General features: G+C 53.8%; 15 protein-coding genes. 12 read left to right on the top strand and 3 right to left on the bottom strand.

Annotated features, from left to right (window positions below):
• Window positions 1-7: 7 nt before the first annotated feature.
• A complete protein-coding gene (locus BCM02_RS10305) occupies window positions 8-667 on the top strand; it encodes an SGNH/GDSL hydrolase family protein (protein WP_148928990.1) in 660 nt (219 codons plus the stop codon).
• 91 nt (window positions 668-758) lie between these two features.
• On the opposite strand, the gene BCM02_RS10300 is transcribed toward BCM02_RS10305, so the two are convergent.
• Window positions 759-1,685: an AraC family transcriptional regulator gene (locus BCM02_RS10300; RefSeq protein ID WP_187434130.1), complete on the bottom strand. Its 927-nt coding sequence runs from the start codon at window positions 1,683-1,685 to the stop codon at window positions 759-761.
• A gap of 105 nt (window positions 1,686-1,790) precedes the next feature.
• Between BCM02_RS10300 and BCM02_RS10295 the strand changes: the two genes are divergently transcribed.
• Entirely contained in the window at window positions 1,791-3,599 is a 1,809-nt protein-coding gene (locus BCM02_RS10295; protein ID WP_148928988.1) for a DUF4091 domain-containing protein, read from the top strand.
• A 139-nt stretch (window positions 3,600-3,738) separates the two neighbouring features.
• Here the strand turns inward: BCM02_RS10295 and BCM02_RS10290 are convergent, their stop codons facing one another.
• A complete protein-coding gene (locus BCM02_RS10290) occupies window positions 3,739-4,758 on the bottom strand; it encodes a Gfo/Idh/MocA family protein (protein ID WP_148928987.1) in 1,020 nt (339 codons plus the stop codon).
• A gap of 22 nt (window positions 4,759-4,780) precedes the next feature.
• Window positions 4,781-5,554: a sugar phosphate isomerase/epimerase family protein gene (locus BCM02_RS10285; RefSeq protein WP_246183302.1), complete on the bottom strand. Its 774-nt coding sequence runs from the start codon at window positions 5,552-5,554 to the stop codon at window positions 4,781-4,783.
• 115 nt (window positions 5,555-5,669) lie between these two features.
• Here BCM02_RS10285 and BCM02_RS10280 point away from each other — a divergent pair, with 115 nt between their 5' ends.
• From BCM02_RS10280 to hepB, 10 genes are all read left to right on the top strand, one after another.
• Window positions 5,670-6,470, top strand: a complete 801-nt coding sequence (locus BCM02_RS10280; RefSeq protein WP_187434129.1) for an AraC family transcriptional regulator — start codon at window positions 5,670-5,672, stop codon at window positions 6,468-6,470.
• Between the two features lie 77 nt (window positions 6,471-6,547).
• Window positions 6,548-7,495 (top strand): acetylxylan esterase, encoded by a 948-nt coding sequence (locus BCM02_RS10275; RefSeq protein ID WP_148928984.1) that lies wholly within the window; start codon window positions 6,548-6,550, stop codon window positions 7,493-7,495.
• 223 nt (window positions 7,496-7,718) lie between these two features.
• The gene (locus BCM02_RS10270) at window positions 7,719-8,972 is read left to right on the top strand and encodes a carbon-nitrogen hydrolase family protein (RefSeq protein ID WP_148928983.1); all 1,254 of its coding nucleotides are present in this window, start codon (window positions 7,719-7,721) and stop codon (window positions 8,970-8,972) included.
• 145 nt (window positions 8,973-9,117) lie between these two features.
• A complete protein-coding gene (locus BCM02_RS10265) occupies window positions 9,118-10,044 on the top strand; it encodes an ABC transporter permease (protein ID WP_148928982.1) in 927 nt (308 codons plus the stop codon).
• Window positions 10,045-10,054: 10 nt separating this feature from the next.
• Window positions 10,055-10,945, top strand: coding sequence for a carbohydrate ABC transporter permease (locus BCM02_RS10260; protein WP_342791302.1), 891 nt, complete (start codon window positions 10,055-10,057; stop codon window positions 10,943-10,945).
• A gap of 255 nt (window positions 10,946-11,200) precedes the next feature.
• Window positions 11,201-12,571 (top strand): DUF3502 domain-containing protein, encoded by a 1,371-nt coding sequence (locus BCM02_RS10255; protein ID WP_148928980.1) that lies wholly within the window; start codon window positions 11,201-11,203, stop codon window positions 12,569-12,571.
• Between the two features lie 147 nt (window positions 12,572-12,718).
• The gene (locus BCM02_RS10250) at window positions 12,719-14,284 is read left to right on the top strand and encodes a response regulator (protein WP_148928979.1); all 1,566 of its coding nucleotides are present in this window, start codon (window positions 12,719-12,721) and stop codon (window positions 14,282-14,284) included.
• Window positions 14,281-16,122: a cache domain-containing sensor histidine kinase gene (locus BCM02_RS10245; protein ID WP_148928978.1), complete on the top strand. Its 1,842-nt coding sequence runs from the start codon at window positions 14,281-14,283 to the stop codon at window positions 16,120-16,122. The genes BCM02_RS10250 and BCM02_RS10245 overlap by 4 nt, the downstream gene beginning before the upstream one ends.
• Before the next feature lie 194 nt (window positions 16,123-16,316).
• The gene (locus BCM02_RS10240) at window positions 16,317-19,433 is read left to right on the top strand and encodes an OmpL47-type beta-barrel domain-containing protein (protein ID WP_148928977.1); all 3,117 of its coding nucleotides are present in this window, start codon (window positions 16,317-16,319) and stop codon (window positions 19,431-19,433) included.
• 279 nt (window positions 19,434-19,712) lie between these two features.
• On the top strand, window positions 19,713-23,915 hold the full coding sequence (hepB, locus tag BCM02_RS10235) for a heparin/heparin-sulfate lyase HepB (protein WP_148928976.1): 4,203 nt from the start codon (window positions 19,713-19,715) through the stop codon (window positions 23,913-23,915).
• Window positions 23,916-24,026 lie beyond the last annotated feature (111 nt).

The following is a 24,026-nucleotide window of genomic DNA, read 5'->3' as shown; positions in this document are numbered from 1 at the left end:
ACCAACCATGCGCTTGGCGCCAAAATCGAAACTGGTCATGATCGGCGATTCCATCACGGATTGCGAACGGGCGAGACCCTATGGGGAAGGGCTGTTCGGGGCGATCGGCAAAGGATACGTGTCCCTCGTGGATGCGCTGCTGACGGCTGCTTATCCAGAGCTCGGCATCCGAGTGGTCAATATGGGTATAGGCGGCAACACCGTTCGGGATTTGAAGGCGCGCTGGCAAACGGACGTCGCGGATTTGAATCCCGATTGGCTGTCGATCATGATCGGCATTAACGATGTCTGGCGGCAGTACGACATGCCGGGACAGACGGAGAAGCACGTCTACATCGAAGAATATGAAGAAACGTTGGAGGAATTGGTCGCGCGCACGAGACCGCGGCTGCAAGGGCTTGTGCTGATGACGCCGTTCTATATCGAATCGAACGCGGCTGATCCGATGCGCCGCACGATGGATCGGTACGGCGAAGTCGTCAAGCGAATCGCGGCCAAGCACGATGCCTTGTTCGTCGATACCCAGGCGGCCTTCAACCAGGTGCTGAATCATCTCTATTCGGCAACGCTCGCGTGGGACCGCGTACATCCGACCATGGCTGGACACGCCGTAATTGCACGGGCATTTCTTCAATCGATCGGCTTCGAATATGGCAGGGGGTTATAAGCGCAATCCTACTTTTAGGTAACTTATCCGAATGAAGGAAGCCGACGCGTCCGAACGCGTCGGCTGTTTTTGTTCAATCGAGCCATGGCCGCTACAAGTCTCCTCCTTCTCCCTCATCGAACCTCGACCGATATTCGGACGGCGTCTGAAGGTAGGCTTTCTTGAACATGCGGCTGAAATACAGCTGGTCTTCAAATCCGGTGACGCTTGCAATCTGCTGGATATTCAAGCTGGTGCGCTTCAACAGCTCGCTGGCTCGTTGCAGACGGAACCGGAGAATATACTGCTGCGGCGTGGCGGCGGTCATGCGTTTGAACAACGTGGTAAACCGATCCGCGCTGAGATGAGCGAGGTCTGCGAGCTGTTTGACATAAATGTCTTCCGCGTAGTGCGTGTGGATATATTGCAGGGACGTATAGATATCGCTATGAATCATGCCGTCCCCGGCGTGGGACGACCGTTCCAGCTGCCGCGAGATCATCGCGAACAAATAGGAGAGATGCGACGCGGATGCCAGCTCGTAGCCCGGTTTCTTATCGCGCAATTCATCCATCATCGCTTCGAACTGCGAGGCAATCGGATCGGAAGCTCCTATGCGGAGCGCATTGTTCTCCGTCAGCCCCGTTCGGTACAGCAGCTCTTCCGCCCCATACCCGGTAAAGTGCACCCAATACGCGAGAAACTCCTGCTCCAAGTAGTGCCCGTAGTGCTGCTCCTCAGACGGTCGATACAAGAAGAAGCTTCCCGGCTCAAGAACGCGTTTCTCGCCCTTCAGGTAGATCGTCATCGGGCCGTCATGATTATAAGAGAGGTAAAAATCCTTACGCCCCCTCCGGCGGTGGGTCATCCGAAAGTAGGATTCGAACTTATAATAACCTGCCGAATTGAGAAGCAAATGCCAGCTCGTATCGCTGCAGCCCTGATCATCATCATCCGGTATCCGATAGAAACTTACGTAATCCATCTCGTCCTCCGCTTCCCTTTTGCCTGTCGCGACATTCTGATTAAACTTTATCATAGATACGTGAAAAATCCATATAAACACGGTTATTGTGTATACGGCTTCCTGCTCCTTGAAGGCTATACTCAGATTGTAGAGATAGCCAAATAGGAGGCATTCGCGATGAACATTACGTTGGGTTTGGAGCACGACAGCTACAAATATGTATTCGGCGCCTATCAGAAATTCGCCATCCCATTCGACGAGCATAAAACGATTTCGCTCATCTGCGGGAAGAACGACCGGGCCGCGGTACAGCTTCTGATCTATTCGGAAGAGGAAATGTTAGTCGGGGTGAATGGGGAAGCCGCATTCTACGAGCGTGGTCCCATTGACATCGTTCGCGTAGGCGTGAAGGTGCCCGGGCTTGCGAATGGGCGCGTCACCGCGAATCTGATCGGGCTGGTGGAAGACGATGACCGGCAGCTGAAATCGGATATGATTCTGGGGCAGTCCTATCTGCATGTGGAGAAGAGGCGCGTGCAGCCCGTGTGGATCGAAGTTCAAATCGACGCGGATGCGGATCCTGGCGTTTATCATCCTCAAATTACGGTGTACGGGCATCGCATGTTCGAGGACGAGATCGTCCTCCGCACGTTGAGCTTCGAGGTCAACGTGGTGGACGTCGCGTTAAAGCAGCCAGCCGACCATTCGTTTTACTTAGATTTGTGGCAGCACAATGCCAATATCGCCCGCAAATACGATGTGGCGTTGTGGAGCGAGCAGCATTTTGAGATATTGGAACCTTATGTGGCCTCCTTGGCCGATCTCGGGCAGAAAGCGATCTCCGTCGTCGTCTCCGAAATTCCGTGGTCCGGGCAAGCTTCCTGCTATGATCGGATCGACCCTGCGAATATGTTCGAATATAGTATCGTCCGCGTCGTGCGGCGGGAGGATCACAGCTGGGTATACGACTTTAGCTCTCTCGACCGGTACGTGGCGTTATGTATGAAGCATGGGATTCGCGAGGAGATCGAGGTTTTCGGACTGCTCAATATATGGGTGTTGGAGGATGCGGGGTATGGCCGCGTCATCCCGGAATTTAGCGACGCGATCCGGGTCCGTTACTATGACGCAAGCAGCGGGTCGTATCAATACATGCGGGAACAAGGGCAGCTTGAGTTGTATGTCGCCGCGCTGGAGAAGCATTTTATCGAGCGGGGCTGGATCGAGAAGGTGCGCATATTGGCGGATGAACCGGCCGACCTGGAACTCTTCCGGAGCCGCCTGCAAACGCTGCGGGCGATGGCGCCCTCGTTCCAGTACAAGGTTGCGATCAACCATGCGGAGTTTATCAAGGAGGAAGGATTGCTCGATCATGTGCCGTACCTGGGCTGCGTGGCGGTCGAGCATGACCAGATTATGGCGCTCAAGCAGGGGCAATCGGGGAAAACGCTCTTCTATGTCGCTTGCGATAAAATCCATCCCAATACGTTCATCTCCTCGCACTTGCTCGAGAGCAGGGTGATTCCGTGGCTGGCCTGGCATTTCCGTCTGGATGGCTTTCTGCGCTGGAATTATACGGTATGGCCGAACGATCCATTGGACCGCATTGCTTATCACTACCCGCTCTTCCCAGCCGGCGATACGAATTTCGTCTACCCGGGGCGGGACGGGAAGCCGATGCTGACGCTCCGCTATAAGCTGCTCCAGAAAGGGATTCGCGATTACGAAATCATGAACACCTATATCGAGCAAGGCGGGAGCAGGGGGGCGCTGGCGGAGCGCATGCGCAGCGTCTTCTTATGGAGCGATGCGCAGGAGCTTCGAATGGATGCCAGGAAGAAAGCGGATGAGCTGTTCTCGCTTCGGAATGAAGACTACGAGAGCTTGATTGGCGGTATCTTGGAAGAGATGGCGAGCGGACGGAAGTCTACGGGAGAGAGCGTGCTGCAAGCCGTTGAAGATGAAGGTGGAGTCGCCGCGGAGTAAACTCGCCGAATCTACACCCTTCACTGTTCCGGTAAATAGGAAGACCTCAATCCATGTTGGTTCACAACCTGGATCGAGGTCTTATTTGGAGGGAGAGCGTCAAATTTGCAGCAAGAATAACGGAGAGTGGCGAGCTCGATCAGGGTGTTACGGCTTTGCCGGTCAAGGCGGATACGAAGGCGGCAAGAATGACCTTCAGCGATCGCAAGCCTTCCTCTCCGGATATGAATGGAGCGTTTCCCTTCCTGATTCCATCGACGAATGAGTCGACGACGCCGCTCCTGAGCTGATTATCGTTCGTCGCAATGCCCCCGACGCCATATTTCTCTACGGTGCCGTCCTTCAACTGCACGATAACCGGGAAATCCGGTTCGAATCCGATCTTAAGCGTTCCGTGTTCGCACCAGAAGATCGAGGTATTGTCTTCGCCTTGGTAATACGTCCAGCTGGCGACCAGCGTACCCAAGGCGCCGCTGTTCATGCGCAAGCTTGCGACCAGATTATCGTCGACGTCTGAGCCAGCCTTATCCAGATTAGAGATGTAGGCCGATACCTCGGCCACTTCATCGTCTAGCAGCCACCGAATCAGATCCGCCTTGTGAATGCCGAGATCGCCGGCTGCGCCCATCGCGGCCTCGTTCTTGCGGAAGAACCAGCTGTCGCGGCCGTCCACGCTCCACGTTTCCGGACCCTTGTGGCCAGCGGAGCAGCGGAAAGTGAGCACGCTGCCCAATCGGCCGGACGAGAGCAGCTCCTTTGCCTTCAGATGCGGGGGCATTAGCCGCTGGCTTTGCCCGACCATCAGCTGCACGCCGTTTCGGCGCGCTGCCGCGATCATCGCTTCGGCTTCTTCGGCGTTGGTCGCCATCGGTTTCTCGACCAAGACGTGCGCGCCGGCATTGGCCGCCGCAATCGTCATCTCGGCGTGAAAGACATTCGGCGTACAGACGGTGACGAGATCGGGCTTGATTTCCTCCAACATTGCCCGATAATCGGTGAAGGCGCGGCCGCCGTATTGCTGGACATATCCGTCAGCCCGATCGCCGATGACGTCGCAGAACGCCGCGATCTCCACCTCTGGATGGGAGGCATATTCGGGTGCATAGCGATAATACGTAATTGCGCCACAGCCTATAATAGCAACTCGAAGTTTGGTCATTGGGCATGCTCTCCTCTACTTGTTAGGTTCGGTGCCGATTGGCGATCAGCCATTGCATGCTGCGTTCCACGCATGCCAACGGAGTGTCAGAGCCCGCGTCGTCCTGTTCGACGATCAGCCAACGTACGCCTGCATCGCTCGCCGTCTCGATGATCGCATCAAGCGGGGCTTCGCCTTCCCCTAGGGGCAGGGTGTCGAGTTCATTCCCTTCCGTGATGCGATAATCCTTCAGATGCAGGAGCGGGACGTGCCCGGAGAGACGTCGAATCATGGCTAACGGGTCGCGTCCGGCATGCGCAGCCCAGCACGTATCGAGTTCGGACCGGAACGCGGGGTCAACGGCATCATAAGGGAACAACCGATCGAAGACAGGCATTCCGTCCAATTCGAGTTGGAACTCATAGGCATGGTTGTGATAGGCGAATTGCAAGCCGGCTTGCGCGGCCTGATCTGCGGCTTGCCGCAGCAACGGGATATTACGCCGCCAGCTCTCGGCATCATGTTCATCCCCCGGAACGCCAGGGCAGACCAAGTAGGAGCAGGAGATATCCAACAGGTAGCGAATTTCCTGTGATAGTCGCTCCCGAAGGGCGGGAAGCCCAATATGGCTTGCGATTGCCGTTAGACCGAGCTCTTCCATGACCCCGTGAAGCTCGTCTGCGGGAACGCCGAAATAGCCGGCAAACTCCACGCCTTCGTAGCCGAGCTCGGCTACCCGGCGCAGCGTACCCAACAGATCTGCGGCGCATTCGTCGCGCAGGGTGTAGAGCTGAAGACCGATTCGAGGTGCAGGCAAGGTGAAACCCCCTTTTGACATCGTGATGAGCCTATTGTAACGATCGATGCCGGATTTTCACATTGTCCATACCGATGAAACATATCTTTTTTCGGCGGAAAGTAGGGGAGCGAACGTGAGAACGGAAGTTTTATACTGCGGCTACGCCTACCATGACAAGCCGCTGCTTGCAGAAGATTGGATCAGCAAGGAACATTACCTGATCCGTCTGCAAACAGAGGGCGAGTGCCGGATCCGGCATCAAGGCCGCGAGGAGCGTCTCGTCCCGGGTGACCTGCTTATTCTTCGTCCGGGCGAGTCGTACCGCTTGATTGTGGAGGAGGGTGAATCGGGCAAGGCGGGCAGCGGCGACTATTATGTCATCTGCCGCGGCGAATGGTTGGACCGTTGGTGGGCAGAAGGTCCAAGGCAGCGGCGGTACCGGATCTATGTCGATGAAGATCTGCTCGCGATATGGAGGCTGATCATTCTGCAGCGTCGGCGGATTGGCGAGGAGAACGGGGAGCTGGTCGATTATCTGCTTCGTTCGCTGTGTCTAGCCCTAGCGCTTGCGATACGCAATGCCGCCGAGGGCAACGGCATAGGGAAACAAGTCGCCGCTTACCAGATGAAGCGCTACATTGAGCGCCATGCGACCGGCATGCTGTCCATCGAAGAGGTGGCGGACCATGCCCAGCTTAGCATCTCCCAGGCGACGCGTCTGTTCAAGGCCGCTTTCGGCGAAACGCCGGTCCGCTATGCGCTGAATGTTCGTCTATCCATCGCGCTCGAGCGCATGGCGTACAGCGGGCTGACGTTGGAGCAAGTTGCCGCGAGCTGCGGCTTTGGCAGCTATCCGTACTTCTATCGCTGCTTCATGAAGAAATTCGGCATTTCTCCGAGGCAGTACCGGGAGCGTAATGAGGGCACGGAGTAATAGGATAAACTGCCCATCGTGGTCTAAAGCAAGACATGATAAGGTAGGGGATAAAAAACGGGGAGATGATCGACGCGATGAACGCAATCGAATCACGAATCCGAAGTTTGGAGCATTATCAGCCACCGCTGACGGCACCTGGCGATCTTGATGTATTCTGGGAGCGAGCGCGGCGGGAAGCGGCAGAACCTATACGTTATACCCAAGAGCCCATCCAGTCTCCGTTCCAGCATGCGGAGGTTTACAAAGTCGTGTTGGAAGGCGCGGCGAACACGCCGCTTCACGCTTGGTATCTGCTGCCCCCCAAGCCTTTGCGCAACCCGATCCCCTGCATCGTCATCTTTCACGGCTACTCCGCTTCCAAGGGACGGCCGGAGGACTATGCGGCATGGCTCCTGATGGGATATGCCGTGTTTGCCATCGACGTCCGGGGGCAAGGCGGAGAGACCGGCAACGGACTTCCGCAGCAATTCGGGATGACCAAAGGGTGGATCACCCAAGGGATTCTCGATCCGGAGCATTCCTATTTTCGGGCTGCCGCAATCGACGCCATGCGAGCCGTACGGTGCGCCATGGCATTGCCGGAGATCGACGCCGACCGGGTGGTTGCGTTCGGCGGCAGTCAGGGAGGCGGTCTGGCCCTTCTTGCATCGGCCCTGGAGCCTAACCTTCGCGCGGCGATCGCGCATGTGCCGAATATGTGCCACATGGATTTTGGCATGCTTCATTCGGTCGGTTCGATCTCGGAGGCCTCGGAGTTCGCGGCGCGCTTCCCGGACCGGCTTGGCCAGGTGCTGACCACGCTTAGCTATTTCGATATTATGAACGTGGCGCATTGGATTTCGCTTCCCGTGCATGTATCCGTCGGGCTGAAGGACACCACTTGCCTGCCCGAGACGGTATTTGCCGCCTTTAACCGGATTGCCTCTACGAACAAATCCATAGAAGCGCATCCGTTCATGGGACACGCGATGCCTCCGGGATTCCACGCCGCGGGTCATGCCTTTTTCTCGCGATGGATGTAAGAGATGGATGCGTTTGGACAAAACGGAAGGAGTAGCATAAGAAGAGGTCTGTGCGCATCGCTGCATAGGCCTCTTCTTGTGCGATTGGCGGGCGACGAACGGAATGGTCAAAAGTGCAAGATTCCGCTCAAAACGATAGTTTATCGTTGTCGTTCGTCGCGGTTCGCCGATGCTACAATGACGAATGTAGAGACAAAGCAGAACAAGCCGAGGGGAGAGCGATATGATTAATCTGGTACCGGCGTTCGACGCCGAAGCTTGGCGCAGTTGGACGCCTCACGAAGCGCTTGCTCCGGAATTCCGCAAGGAAGTTTGGGAGGGAGAGCCGGTTGCGATCATCCAGGCATGCGCGAGGAACCAATTCGGAAAATGGCTCTGCGCCGTGGACGGGGTGAACGGCGGCCAGAACTACGCGCTCGACGTTCAATATTTGGTGACGGACAGGATGACGAATCGATTCAACGGTTATGCGATGCTTACCTGGTCCGATGCAGCGGGTTCCTTGTTGAGCAGGGACTACGTCGATCGAACACGGGTGCTTGATGAGCGCTGGATAGGCTTGCATCGAACGATGACGGCGCCCGAAGGAGCGGCAAGCGTCCTGGTGGAGCTGGCCTTCCGATGGTCGGCGGGCGGAACGATCGTCTGGAGAAGGCCGTCTCTTACCGGCAAGCAACCGCTTGGCCCAAGAACAATACGGGCCGCTACCACGTTAATTAACACGTACTCGGGCAAGCAAGCGGATAATCTGGCAGACATCGGTACCGTGCTGGAGCAAGCGGGGGCGGAGCGGGCCGACCTGGTATGTCTGAGCGAATGCGTTAATGAACAAGGCTGCGGCAGGAGAGGCTATGGTCTGTCCGGCGAGCAGATTCCCGGTGGTTATACTAACTTTCTGTCCAGCTATGCCAGGCAATATGGCTATTACATCATCGCCAGCCTCTTCGAAACGGAAGAAGACGTGCTGTACAACACGGCGGTTCTGATCGATCGTGCAGGTCGGATTGCGGGGAAATACCGCAAAACGCATATCCCCCTTGACGAAGCCGAGCTGGGCGTGACGCCTGGGGATGACTATCCGGTCTTCGACACCGATCTCGGCAGGATCGGCATCCTGATTTGCTGGGATTGCTACTTTCCTGAAGTCGCGAGGCTGTTAACGCTGAAAGGCGCGGAGCTGCTAGTTGTGCCGACACAGGGGAATACCTTGATTCAGTCCTTAGCCCGGGCGGTGGACAACGGAATTCACGTCGTCGTCGCGGGGATGTGGGGCGAGAACCCGAGCCGGATCATCGATCCCGAAGGGAATATCCTCGCGGAGATCTCCGAGCAGGCGCATGGCGTTGCGATCGCGGAAATTGACCTTGACCGACCGTACTATAAGCGCTACCTGTCCGTTGGGGATGCGGATGGCGAAGCGCGGGTTCTCTTTCGTCAGGAGCGGCGTCCGCATACGTATGAAACCTTGCTGGAATAGCCGGCGGCTGCTCGCGGCAGACGATGAACAACAGGATAAGATATCGCCCAACAGGATAGGTTTGCATGCTATCAACGAGAAAAGGGTCTTGTTATAGTAAAGACAAGAAATGGAATTCCAATCTACTAACCAATGGGAGAGTGACATGCATAGAACGAATAGCCTGTTAACGGAGCTCAAGAAAAATAAAATGCTGTTTCTGATGCTGATCCCGGCCGTCCTGTATTTCATCATTTTCAGTTATCTTCCGATGGGCGGGATTATCGTGGCTTTCAAATATTTCGAGTTCGACAAAGGCATCTTCGGCAGTCCATGGGTCGGATTCAAAAATTTCGCCTTTTTCTTTCAGTCCGGGCAAGCGTGGCTGCTTACCAAGAACACGATCCTGTACAATCTAGCCTTCATTGCGGCCGGTATGGCCGTTCAAGTAGGGGTGGCCATCCTGTTCTCCGAATTGAAGGGAAGGCACATCAAAAAAATGATGCAATCCTCGCTGCTGCTGCCGTATTTTATCTCCTGGGTTGTGGTCGGTTCCTTTGTATTCGGCATCTTCAACTACGAGTTCGGGAGTCTGAATACGCTTCTGAAAGGATGGGGGATGAGTCCGGTCGATGTCTACGGCAATCCTTCGATCTGGTTCTTCATCATTGTCGGATTTTATCTATGGAAGCTGGTTGGCTATGGGAGCATCGTCTATTTGGCGGCCATCATGGGCATTAACCCGGAGCTGTACGAATCGGCGGATTTGGACGGTGCCAACATCTTTCAGAAAATCCGTCATATCACGCTGCCGCTCTTGAAGACCACGATCATCATTATGATCTTGTTGCAGGTCGGCGGAATCTTAAGAGGGAATTTCGACATGTTCTATCAGCTCGTCGGAAATAACAGCCTGCTCTTTAATCAAACGGATGTGATCGATACGTTCGTATTCCGAGCGCTGAACCAGCAGGGACTCGATCTCGGGATGCCGGCCGCGGTCGGTCTGTACCAATCGGCGGTAGGCTTCATCATCATTGTTTCGCTCAATGCCCTCATTAAGAAGATCAACCCGGATTATGCGTTATTTTAGGAGTGGTTCCGTGGCGAAGAACAAGATTCGTCGAATCGATATGCTCATATTTACGATCATCGGCTATATCGTGCTTGGCTGTATTTCCATCCTGTGTCTGATTCCATTCCTGTTGACGGTATCGGGTTCGTTCACGGACGATTCCTCTCTCTTCGAATATGGATACAGACTTATTCCCCAAGAATTTTCATTGGAAGCCTACAAGCTCATCTTTCAAGCGCCGGAAGTCATCGCAAAAGCCTACGGGGTCACCATCGTACTCGTCTTTACCGGTACCTTACTCGGGCTGTTCTTCATCTCGATGACCTCGTACGTGCTTCATCGCAAGGACTTTAAGTACAGGAACAAATTCTCTTTCTTCTTCTTCTTCACGACCCTGTTCAGCGGAGGCTTGGTGCCGTGGTATCTGGTCATGATCGGCCTGGGGATGAAAAACAACTATCTCGCCTTGCTGCTGCCTCATCTGTTCAGCGTCTTTCACATCATCATCATGCGCACGTTTTTTACGTCGATTCCCGAAAGCATCGGAGAGTCCGCCAAGCTTGACGGAGCCGGGGACTTTACCATTTTCGCCAGGCTGTACCTTCCGATGTCCATTCCCGCCTTATCGACGATCGGCTTGTTTATTGCGCTTACCTATTGGAACGATTGGTATCCCGCGATGCTGTTCATCACGAACCCGGATATGATGCCGCTGCAATATCATCTCTACAAAGTGTTCAACTCGATGCAAGCCGCGCAGATCGTCGCGCAGAAGACCGGCATTCCGGTCGCGCAGATGCCTGCGGAGACATTCAAAATGGCGATGACGGTTATCGTTACGGGCCCGGTCATTTTGGTCTATCCGTTCATCCAGAAATATTTCGTGAAGGGCATGACGGTTGGCGCAGTGAAAGGATAACCCTGGGCGATTCCTGCCGGTTATCAATAGAAGGATGAGGGGGAACTGAAGTTGCAAAGAAGAATACGGTCAAGAATAGTCGTCCTATTTATCGCTTGTCTAGCGTGTGCAGTGCTGGCCGGCGGATGCGCGAACAATTCAGGCGGGGAGGCGAATTCTTCACCGAATACATCCTCTGAAGGCGAGCAAACGGCGAGTCCTTCGCCGACGACTTCCACCGATGGAATCGATATCTCCAAGCGGGTGGAGCTAAGCATGTATTTGCCGTCGGACGGAGCGCCTGACGCTAAGCGGATTCATGAAGAGCTGAACAAACTGACGTTAAAGGACATCAACGCAACGGTTAACATCACCTTCTTATCGAACGATGCCTATAATTTGATGCTGTCCTCCGGCGAGAAGTTCGATCTGATTTTTGCGGCCAACTACATGAATTACGCGGATAATGCCAGAAGAGGCGCTTTCAAGGAAATCACGCCGGAACTGTTGAACACCTACGCTCCGCTTTCGGCGAAGGAATCGAAGGATAAGCTAGCAGGCGGTTACGTGAACGGCAAAATGTATGCGCTGCCAACCTTGTCGGCCAGCTTTAACTACAGCACGTATGTCGTTCGCGGCGATCTGATGAAGAAATATAACGTGCCCGACATCAAGTCGATCGATGATTTCGGCGTCTATCTGGATGCCGTCGCCAAGAACGAGAAGAACATGATCCCCTTTAATATCGGCAAGAACGACGCCTGGATGCTGTGCTCGCTCTATTTCGGGAATTACAACCTGATGGCGCCCGGCCTGCCGAACTGCACAAGTCCCATCGCGATCCAGAAGGATGACCCGGCGTTAAAGCTTCAATATACGTTCGACTTCCCGGAGACCGAGCAGTTCCTGAAGAAAATGAAGCAATGGAAAGATAACGGCTACTGGTCGAAGAATGCATTATCCAATACCGTCGGGCTTAACGATTCGTTCAAGAACGGCAAGAATGCAGCGGTGCTCGCCAGTATTCCCGGCGCGAATAACGTCTACAACGAAGTGAGCAAGTCGCATCCGGAATGGGACGTGCGGATATATCCCGCCTTTACGCAAGGGTCGATCGATCGTTATTCCTATATGGCCGGCGGAATGGCGCTGGGCGCCAAATCCGAGCATCCCGAACGAGCGCTCATGCTGTTGGATCTGCTGCGGTATAACGAAGCGTACAACATGCTGACGCAATATGGGATAGAGGGGACGCACTATACCCTCAATGACAAGGGCGACATCGTTTTCCCTGCCGATAGCAAATATCCGCCGAACGCCGCCGGGACATGGGGTTGGACGAACGAAACGTATACGAAAGTGTTCGACGGATCGTTCCCCAACTATGCCGCGCTTACCGAGGATGCCAAGAAGCGGTATCAGCCGAACCCGCTGGTCGACTTTACGATCGACGCGAAGGAAATTAGCGATATCACCACCAACCTTTCTAATTTATTCGCTCAATATGCCGCGCCGATGTATATGGGCTTCATTGACGATGTGGACACCGGAATACAGGAATACAAAGATAAGATTAAGCAAGCCGGAGTCGATAAGTATATGGAAACCGCGCAAGCGCAAATCAAAGCTTACTTGAACACCAAGTAGACTCGGTTCAAGTCCCTTTCTCTCTGAATGGCTTCGTTGCTAGATTGGCGGCTAGAAGCCTTTCGGAGGGCTATGGTATACTTTCCCAGACGGCGTCCTGCCGAATGAACCAATCTCACAACCAAGCCCGGGGGAGAGTAGGCGCGAATGGTGAACCTGATCATCGTGGACGATGAGAGAGCGACGAGAGACGGGCTCGTCCAGTATATTCCCTGGGGCAGCCTCGGGGTTAGTCATGTGGAGAGCGCCGGCTCCGGCGCGGAAGCGCTGCAAGTCGCGAAGGAACTGAAGCCTGATATTCTCGTGTCCGATATTAAGATGCCGGGCATGAACGGAATCGAATTCGCGACCAGGCTCAAGGAATTGCTCCCGGATTGCAAAATCATCTTCTTAAGCGGCTATGCGGATAAGGAGTATCTGAAATCTGCTATTCAACTGCGGGCGGTCCATTATTTGGAGAAGCCGATTAACCGGGAGGAATTCAAGCGCATTATTCGGGAGACCGCGTTGACCGTCTCCCAGGAACGAACGATCAGAGAAGAACAGGACGTCATTCTTAAGGAAAGGATCGTCTTGGATATGATCGGCGGACGATTAACGAACGCCGACCCCGTGCAGCCATACAAGCATCTGCTTCGAAATCTGACTTCTTCCTGCAGCTTTGTAACGGCTATGATCCAAATTGACTTGTACCCTGATCAAGCCGAAGAGAGCGTTCATCAGCATCGATCCGCGATACGGCAAGCCGTCGATCTCGTATTCAAAAGTCCGCTTTATCATCACCTGGCAGGGTTTAAGGATGACCGCCATCTTGTCGTTCTTTTATATGGCAAAGGCATTACGAATCACATTCTATCTCCCATGCTTGTGACGCTATTGAAAGAAAAGATCGAAGAGTTCGCACGCGTCAAAGCGGATCTGTTCATGGGAATCGGCAAGCTGGCGGAAAGCGTGAGTCACGTGAAGGATTCTTATCAGACCGCTGAACTTGCCTTGCAGAAACGTTTTTTTGCGGGGGCCAACCAGATGGCGGTCTACGATGATAAGACAAGTAACGAGAACGGCTTCCGTCTGGACAGAGGAGTAACGTCGCCATTTATCGCAAGGTTGAATGAAGGCGACAAAGAGCACCTCCTTCGCTTCATCCACGAGTTGCACGACGAAATCCGAAGGCATCCCGATTTGCCGGTAGAATCGGTCAAAGACTTCTTCTATGGCATGCTGCTGGAGCTGAACGCATTCGCGGCCGCGTATAATATCGATCCGGCTGAGGCCCATGCGCGCGCATATGACTGGGATGTCTTCTCGAAGTTATCGAGTCTGACCGAAATCCGAGATTATATGCAAGCGCGGATTGACTATGTCATGAACAACATTCAGGCCAAGCATCTTGGCGGTCAGCATGTATTTACGATCATGCACTATATCCAAGAGCATTATCATGACGAGCATTTATCCATAAGTAAGCTTGCCCAGCATACGTTTCTGACCCCGAATTATTTGTGCCGCATTTTCAAAGAGAAAACAGGCAAAACCATTAACCAGTACCTCACCGAAATTCGAATGGAAAAAGCGAAAGAGCATCTCAGGGAAGGCCGAGTGAAGCTGTCGGACATCTCGATTCGGGTAGGCTACCAAAGCGCCAATCATTTCGCCAAAATATTTAAAAAGATGACGGGCATGAATCCATCCGAATTTAGGGAGAGGCAATGACGATGATCGGGGCGGCGATCCGAGCGCTATGGTCGTTCATCCAGGATCTCAAAATCAAACAAAAGCTCGTTCTCATTTTCTTTTTCCTCATGATCGTGCCGCTCGCAAGCTTTACGCTGCTCGCCTACAAGCAGGCCTCGCAGGTGATTGAGGATAACACCATCTATTCAGCCCGGCAGTCGCTTGAACAGGCTGCTTCTTCGATCGCATCCAAGATTAACAGCGCTTCCTTAATTTCGGACTATATTATCCTGGATGAAGAGGCGACGAGAGTGTTCGGAAGAATGGGCGCTCCATCATACGGCGTCCCCATGCAAGTGAAAGACAGCGCCTATTTGCTGCGGTTGTTTCATTATTTGCTGCGCAATCAAGATATTTTTCTCATTCGTTTGTTCGTTCCGGATGAATTGGTGTACTCGGGAGACGGCCAATCGATCTACAGCATGAAAGGCATTCGCCAAGAGCCCTGGTATGACCAGCTCGCCAGCAGCAGCGTGACGACCCTATTGTCCCCTACAACGACCCACTACACCGATACGTCGGGAAGCATGATCGAGAATGACGTGTTATCCACCATACGTTTCGTCAAAAATCCGAATGATTTTTCGATGAATATGGCTGTGCTCAGCGTCGATATTCTCCAAAGCGACGTACAGGAATTGATGACAAAGGCAGCTCGCATGACGAATACCGGCATGATGTATATGGCCAGCAGCGATGGCGTCGTCTTATCGACGGCAACAAGTGAGCAAACCGATGACTGGCGGGTAACGGATTTCACGATAGAGCAGTGGAAGAGAACGAGTGTTCAGGGCAAACAGGCGATTGTCGGCTACCAGGCGATCGATAATACGGATTGGACGCTGGTCAGCGTCGTCCCGCTTGACGATATCCTGACGGCCAGCTCCCATCAACGGAATGTATGGATTCTCATCATGCTTGCGATGGCCGTCATTGCTTTTTTGTTGGCCTATATCAGCTCCGTGTCCAGCACCAAGCGAATCTACCGTTTAATCTTCAAGATGCGTCAAGTCCAGGAAGGGCATTTATCCGTCATTAAGCAAAATTTCGGCAGAGACGAAATCGGAGAATTGGCGGAAAACTACAATTTCATGATTAAGCGAATCGAGATCTTGATCGAGGAGCAGTTCAAAACCGGCCAAGAGAGGAAGAATACGGAGCTGAAGCTGGTCCAAGCAGAGCTTAAAGCGCTGCAATCGCAAATCAATCCGCACTTCCTGTACAACACGCTTGACCTGATTAATTGGATGGCGATCAAGCATGATGTGCCGGAGATCGAATCGTTGATCGGCTCGATGTCCAACTTCTACAAACTTAGTTTAAGGAAGGGTAGGGCTATCGTCACGATCGGCGATGAAATGCTGCACCTCCAGACGTATATCGAAATTCAGAATCATCGCTTCGAGAACAGCATCACTCTGATCTGGAACATAGACGAAGAGGTCATGCCTTATGAAATACCGAAAATCACGCTGCAGCCCTTAGTCGAAAACAGCATCGTCCATGGGATACAGATGAAGCCGGATAAGATCGGAACCATCGCGATCAGCGGCGGACTGAAAGACGGCGTCATTACGCTCCGCATTCAGGACGATGGGATCGGAATGTCGGCCAAGGATCTCGCGAGCATGCCGCAGCAGCACTCGAAGGATGAATGGCATGGGTATGGCGTCTATAACATTCACGAGCGAATCAAGCTTTATTTTGGCGCACAGTATGGATTGAGCTTCGCCAGTATTCCGGGAGCCGGCACGACCGTGGAAATCCGCTTCCCGCCCGTGCTGGATAGACAGAACGAGAACGAGGGCGGCTTTTAGCCGATTACGGGTGAAAAGGGCAAGCATCCGCTTCTTAAGAGGCGTGCCTTTTTCACACCGTTCGAGAGCAATATATTTGAAAACGCTTACAAACTGGAAAGGAGGGGATTCATAAACAAATCTTGGCGCGTGGTAATGGTTGATGGTCGGGCAGGCGCGGAAAGTGATCCAACCGAAAAGGAGATGAATGTGCATTGAAAAGGTTCAAAACGTACTCGTTCGTGGCAGTCGTAATGATGATGCTCATTAGTATGCTGGAATTAGGGACGTTGCTTCCTGTCTCGGTTGTCCATGCAACAGGGACGACGTATTATGTCAGTCCGACGGGCAGCGCGTCTCATGACGGCTTATCGACGGCTGCGCCATGGACGTTAACCAAAGCAGCGGCGACAGCGGCAGCCGGCGATACCGTACTGTTCATGGATGGCGTGTACAGCGAGCAGTTCATACCGCAGAATAGCGGAACGGCAGGTAACCCGATCACCTTCAAGGCCATGAATGCGGGGCAGACAACGCTTACTTATGCGGCTTCCGACAATTTTGTCATCAAAATCTTAGGGAAATCGCACCTCGCGCTTAGCGGCTTTAAGGTCACGTCTCATCTGAATAAAGGGAAATGGATTATGCTGGACAGCAGCAACGGTACAGCCGGCGGAACGAAGAACAGCAACATTACGATCTCGGATTGCGTGTTCAATTACGCCACGGCCGGCTGGGGGCCGCGCGCTCCTTTCTCCATCAACTACACCGAGCAGCTGAAGCTGCTGCGCAACAGCGTCACGGAAGCCTATGACGGCGACGATCTCATCACGGTCGCCAACAGCTCCAAGCTGTTAATCGAAGGCAATAACTTCAATAAAGCTAGGCACACCGTGTTCGCTTTCGGTTACGCAGGCGCATACCATTCCGTGCGTGACGTCGTCGTGCGGAACAATGTGTTCAACAGCCAGTGGAGCCGCAATTTCGAGATAGCCCCGAATAGCCGGATTCTTCTGGAAGGCAACGTCTTCGCCGAGCAGCGGTTAGGCTCCGGGAATGCAGCCTCCAGAAATTCGATCCACGCGAATCAAGTTATTTTCCGCTATAACCGTTTTATTCGCAATTATGGCTCTGGCACCCTAGGCAGCTCCCCGTATGAAACCGGTTTATTATTCAAGGATTCCGTTTTCTACAACAACGTGTTTGCCGAGAATGACACGTGGGTTCATTATATCGGAGATAATTACGCATTAAGGACAATTCAAAACAACTTTTATAAAAATAACATTTTCTACAATAATGACAACAACGCATCTAACAAAAATCTGCGGTACAACGAACCGGCGATCAATCCTGACGGAACCCGGACGATCAGCTTCATTCGGAACAATTTCTGGCATGGACCCGGCGTTACCCCCATGATTCTCGGAACGGATAACAACGTATCTAACTATAATCTTCGGACGCTGGCAGCGGTGGAGGCCATGTCCCAAATTTCGGGCAGCCAAGTGCCTTTATTCGATGAGAATACGAATGTGAATCCGCTCTTCACGGACCCGGGTAACTACAACTTTACGCTGCAAGCGGGAAGCCCGATGATCGACGGGGGCGCGAATCTAACGAAGGCAGTAGGCGCGGGTCATGCAACCGCGACGATTACCGTTGAGAATCCGAACTACTTCTATGACGGCTTCGGGATCGGCGGAGAGCAGGGCGACTTGATCTCCGTCGGTTCTTCCGGCAATCGTGCCCGGATCATCAATATCGCCTATACGACGGACCCGGCTACGGGCGTCGTGACAAGCGGCGTGCTCACGCTCGATACCCCGTTGACCTGGGCCGACGGCGCCTCCGTCAACTTGGCTTATGCCGGCAGCGCGCCGGACCTCGGCATTGCGGAGACCGGGGCTGCCGCGCGCGAATCGCTGCAGGTCGCAACGGGGCAATTCAAGTCGGTAACGGGTACCGCGGTTCCATTCTCGGCTTCCGTATACGGCAGCTTCGCGCCCGTATCGTATTCCTGGAAATTCGGGGACGGTTCGACGGGGACGGGAGCAACGCCTTCTCATGCTTATGCGCAGCCGGGTCAGTACATGGTCTATTGCACCGCGACGGATGCTGCCGGCAAGACGATCTCGGGTACGACTTACGTGATCATCCATGCGGTCGACTATCTCAGTCAGCCGTTGGTGTACAATTCCTTCGACGCGGATGACCGCCTCTATGCCCAGTTATACCGGCATGGCGCCCGCGGCAATGAAGCGAAGAACATCGAGCAGCAGTTCGAGAACGGAACGAATGGCGTTATCCATGTCTTCTTTCACGCCAACGATAAGGAGACGAGGGAGCTCCGGTTCGGGTACAATCCACCGGACTGGAACATCGATCAATTTCCGATTGTCAGCGCGAAGTATAAGGTGAACAAGGGAACGCCGCTCGTGCTTGCATTGGAAGCTTACCAGATCCGGTGGGACGATGATCGGACGTATCCCATCGCGGCGACTGAATCGGCGAATCAGCCTACTGCTGTCCAAGAACTAATCGATGATGGGCAATGGCACACGATCGAGGTGGACGTAAGGGAAATCCGCAATCTGGGTGGCACTTACGCGGGATTGAGCTCCTTGCGTTCCGCCGGCTTCCGATTGATGGCGCCGGACAATACGGGTAAGGAATATTGGGTGGACGACTTCAGCATCAAGCCGGAGACGCCGCCGCCGGTCACGGCTGCAACCGTAAGTCCTGAAACGCCTGACGGCAGCAATGGCTGGTATACATCGGATGTGACGATCAGTTTGGCAACCAACAATGCGATATCGAAAGTCGCAAGAACGGAATACCGGGTTAACGATGGACCATGGGTGCCGTATACGGGATCTATTCCTCCTTTCAGTGACGGGGAATACACGTTTCATTATCGCAGCGTAGATCAAGCCGGCCGAACGGAATCAAGCCAAGCGATCGCGTTCAAAGTGGATACGACGGCTCCCGAATTAACCGTACGATTAGATAAAACGTCCATATGGCCGGCGAATCATAAAATGGTGACGGTGAATGCCGCGCTGACTACAAACGATGACGTTTCGGGTGTAGCATCGGTGAATTTAACCTCGATCACGAGCGATGAACAAGACAGCGGCCAAGGCGACATTCAAGCCGCGATAGGAACGCCGGCCAGCTCATTCGCCTTACGGGCCGAACGATCGGGGAATGGGGATGGTCGCACGTATACCGTCACCTATACCGCAACCGATCAGGCCGGCAATCAGACCGTTACGGCTGTACCTGTTATCGTTCCTCATGATCAATCGCACTCCATCAACGAAGGTTAAACAAAAAGCGGTCGCGCAGGTGTAAGACCTGCGCGACCGCTTTTTCTGTTTGTTGGCGAACGCGACGATAGTCATAAAAGTGCCATTCGAATGTCAAAGCACTCCTCTATGAAAGGGAGAGCATCTACACAATAATTGAAGACAAATAAATGACTTTCCAGTACGCACTTATGAAATTCTCCGTAAGCGCAGCGGTGAACAGTCATTCAGGCGTGGAGACGAATCAAAGAGCGGGTCTACGGATAGACCAATACAATCCTCTGAGAAAGGTGTGAATGAATGAAAAAGCTTGTAAACATGTTATTGGTGTTGGCGCTGTGCATTGGCTGTATCCCCATCCTCGCAAGGACGTCATCGGCTGCTCCGATCGCGCTGAACGGCGGGTTTGAATCCGGGCTGACCGGGTGGACGCAGACCGCCGGCTCCGGCGGCGTCACGGTAACGGGGGAGCAGAAAGCATCGGGGACCAGCAGTCTCAAGATCGTGGACGCAAGCGCGGGTACGACAGTGGCGGCGGAGAGCGTGAAGCAGGATGCCGCGTCCGGCCATCTGTATACGGTGAATGGCCAGGTTTATTTGGCCTCCGGAACGGCCACCATTCTGCTCCGTTTCTATGATGGCGCCAATCAGGTGATCGGCACGCCTCGATTCGCACATGTGTCTTCCCCGATCGGCGCATGGACGGGTTTCCAGGTGGTGTCGGAAGCGCCGGCGAATGCCGTGAAGTGGAGCGTATATTTGAACACGGGCAACTCGAATACGGGCACCAGCTATTACGACGATATCCAAGCTTTCTCCAGTGCTCCGGCCGTTCTTCCGCTCCACGATACGTTCGATAGCGAGCCGGTCGGGACGACGCCCAATGCTTATTCGGCTTATGGTTCTGGGACCGTCATGGTCTCGAATACGCCTGGCGGAGGCAACCGCAGCCTTTCCTTACACGATCAGAGCGCTTCGACCTCGGGCGTGGTTGCCCTGCGTCAGCTGGAGCCGCTAACTGTAGGGAGATACGAATTCGAGACGAAGTTTCGTTATGTGCCCGATTCGACGGCGGCCAATATGTTCCCGGCCGTTAGCTTGAAGCTCTTGGGCAAGAACAGCAGCGGCGTGCTGCAGCCAGCCGCTCAATTCCGGATTCTCAAGGACGGCTTGGCAAGAGCCGTGAATGCAACGGCCAACAATTTCCTTCCTAACACGGAACCGCTTGCCTCGGACCAATGGTATACGATCCGGATTGTTATGGATTGGGATACGAAGAAGTACGATGTCTATCTGACAAGCGATGCCATTCAGGCAGGCACGTATATCAAGACGCCAGCTGAACGGATCGATGCGCATACCGCCGCTTTGCTCGATCAGTCCTTTATGACGGGCGGACTTACAAGCTTGAATGCCGTCACATGGGAAACTTCCGACAATACAGGAACGCTCCATGTCGATTATATGAAGATGATTCGCAGCAAATATACAGTCGGCGGCAAAGTCGTCCAAGTGGGCTCGGGGCTTCCTATAGCCGACGCCACAGTGAAATTATACGGCGATGCGGACCTGAATTTCGCCACCGTCTTAGGGACGGGAACGACCGCGGCAGATGGCTCGTTTACGATTAGTCCCAAGGTGGAGAACGGCCGATATCGATTGAAAGCGGAACGCGCCGGATTCCTGCCGACGACGACGCCGGTAACGGTGTGGAAATCGGATCAGACCGATGAGACGATCGCCATGCCGCTGAAGGGAACCGATGTGACGCTCGAAACGATGATCAAACCGCCGGACGAGCATCCGCGATTATATCTCAGAGAGACGGACATCCCGCAACTGCAAACCAAAATGACGGATCCAGCCACCGCGGCAATCTGGAATAAAGTGCTTCGAAAGAGCGAGGAGGGCTCCTTCACGGCCAAGAGCAGCGGTACGACGACCGCGCTGGAAACCTATACGCTGCCAAGCGTACAGCATGCTCGCTATGTGCGAATTGTCGGCAAAGGCAACAATAGCGCAAGCAGCAGCAAATGGAACTCCATCACGGAGGTGAAAGTATACGGGCAGACTCAGGCAGGGGGGAACGTCGTTCTGCCTGCGCATGACGTTCAGTGGAGCATCGCGACAGGCAGCGCCAATGATGGGTGGAAAACGATCGATGGGAATTTGTCCACGTTTTGGGCGGCGGAGGGTGCCGGCGAATGGGTTTCGTTCGATCTCGGCGGAAGCAAGGACATCCATGCCGTAGCTATAGCCTGGTACAATGGTAATCAACGCAGAGCATTCTTCGATATCGACGTATCCGTAGACGGCCAGAATTGGACGCGCGTCGATCTGGGAATGGGCGAGCCCGAAGGTATACTGCCTCCGGTAGTAGCGCCTGCCAAGACGAATTATAACGCAGGCGTTCGCGAGGCAATCGAGGCGAGGGCGCTCAGATATCTCTTGCAAGAGGACCCGGAGCAGGGAGAGCGCGCAATTACCATGCTCATGAATTTCCTGAATACCGTAAAGTTTGAGAATAGCGATCATACTCAGAATCACGTTATCGGCGATACGATTAATGCGGCCGCCATCGTGTACGATTGGTGTTATGACCATGAGCTCTTCCAACAAGATAAAAGCCTACGCGGTGCGATAATCGGGAAAATGAAGGATCTTGCCAAACAAATGGAAATGGGCTATCCGGTATCCAATGTGATCAACGCCATCCAAGGCCATGACAGCGAGGATATGCTGATGAAAAACTTACTCGCGGCTGGCGTTGCCGTCTATGATCAAGATCCCGAGATTTATAATGTTGCCGCGCTCCCGCTATTCAACAAATATGTGCCCGCGCGCAATTTCTGGTACGAATCCGGGATGCATCACCAAGGCGATTCTTATGGCATGACGGCCAGATATGTACCGGAGCTATGGGCGCAGCTGATTATGCGGCGCATGGGACAAGGCGATATCTTCTCCTCCAAACAAGGCGACGTCTTGATGCGGGCGATCTATACCCGCCGTCCGGATGGCCAGCTGCTGCGCGACGGGGATTCGTATCAGGACATTTATACGCCTGTGAACACGACATGGAAATATGAGACGGCATCCATGCTAGCCGCCTACTTGTATGACAATCCTTATGTACAGGATATGTTCATGCGAGAGTATAGAATTGGAACACTTGATCCTACGATGGAAATGTTGTTCGTGCAGCCGACGAAGGCGGCTTCCTCCGTGAACAATCTGCCGCTTACCCGTTATTTCGGATCGCCGATGGGATCGATGGTGGCGAGGACGGATTGGGACACGCCGGAGACGGTCAACAAGAATTCGCCATCCGTCGTCGCGGAAATGAAAATCGGCGGGTATTGGTTCGGCAATCATCAGCATTTGGACGCGGGCGCCTTCCAGCTGTATTACCAGGGCGCGCTTGCCATCGACAGCGGGATGGGATCGGGACTTTTGCAGCCTAAGACGGGTGATCCCAATATCGATAAACCTGTAGCTTACGGCAGCGCTCATGACCGAAACTATTATAAAAGAACGATCGCACACAATTCGATGCTCATCTTCGATCCGTCCGAGGTCACGACCTATCGGGGCGTCGTAGGGAACGATGGCGGTCAGCACTGGGCCAATACGGCCTATTACGAAGCCCAGACGCTCGATCAATTGGTTGGCAAGGACTATTCGAGGGCCAAAGTAACAGCCCATCAGTTCGGAACCGATCCGCAAGCGCCCGAATACAGCTACATCAAGGGGGACTTGACCCAAGCCTACTCCGCAAAAGCGAAGCAGTTCGAACGCTCGATGATGTTCATGAATCTGAATACCGGCACACATCCGGCCGCGATGGTCGTCTTCGATAAGGTCGTATCGGCCGACAGCGGCTTCGAGAAATATTGGCTGCTTCATACGATGGAGAAGCCTACCGTGAGCGGATCGGTCACGTCCGTCACGAGGAGCGCGGACGGCTATTCCGGCAAACTGGTCAATCAAACGCTGCTGCCGCTTGCCAACAATCTCGATATTACGATGAAAGGCGAAGGCACGCCTAACGAGAAGTTCGACGTCTTCGGCACGAATTACATGCTCCACAACTTCCAAGATCCGGGCAAGCACACCGTCGAAGAAGGCTCGTGGCGCGTGCAAGTTTCACCGCATACAGAAGCCGAAACCGATTATTTCCTGAATGTGATGCAAGTGATGGATAACGGCGAGACGGCGACGCTTCCAAGCCAGCTGCTCGACACGAATCTAATGACGGGCGCGCAGATCGCGGACAGAGCCGTCTGGTTCAGCAAGAGCGGCGATCGGTTGACGGGTTCCATAACGCTGTCCACTAATGGCATACTAGCGGATATGCTGCTGACGGTGGCGGATTTGGAATCGGGCACATGGCGAATTTCGATGTCCGGGCAGCCGGACCAATATGGCGAAGTAACCGTAGAAGGCGGCGTATTGGCATTCCGCGCGCCGGCAGGCAGCTATACGCTCGCCAAAGTAGACTGAATGACGAGGACGGCTCCAGGCGACTGGGGCCGTTCTTTTATTTCGCGCATATGCATCCATACCATGTAACGTTCTAGTAAAAAAAGTACCACTCGAATGTCATCGCGCTCA

The organism is Paenibacillus methanolicus, from assembly GCF_008124765.1.
GTDB classification, from domain to species: domain Bacteria; phylum Bacillota; class Bacilli; order Paenibacillales; family Paenibacillaceae; genus Paenibacillus_Z; species Paenibacillus_Z methanolicus.
This window is presented reverse-complemented; position numbering and strand designations above follow the sequence as displayed.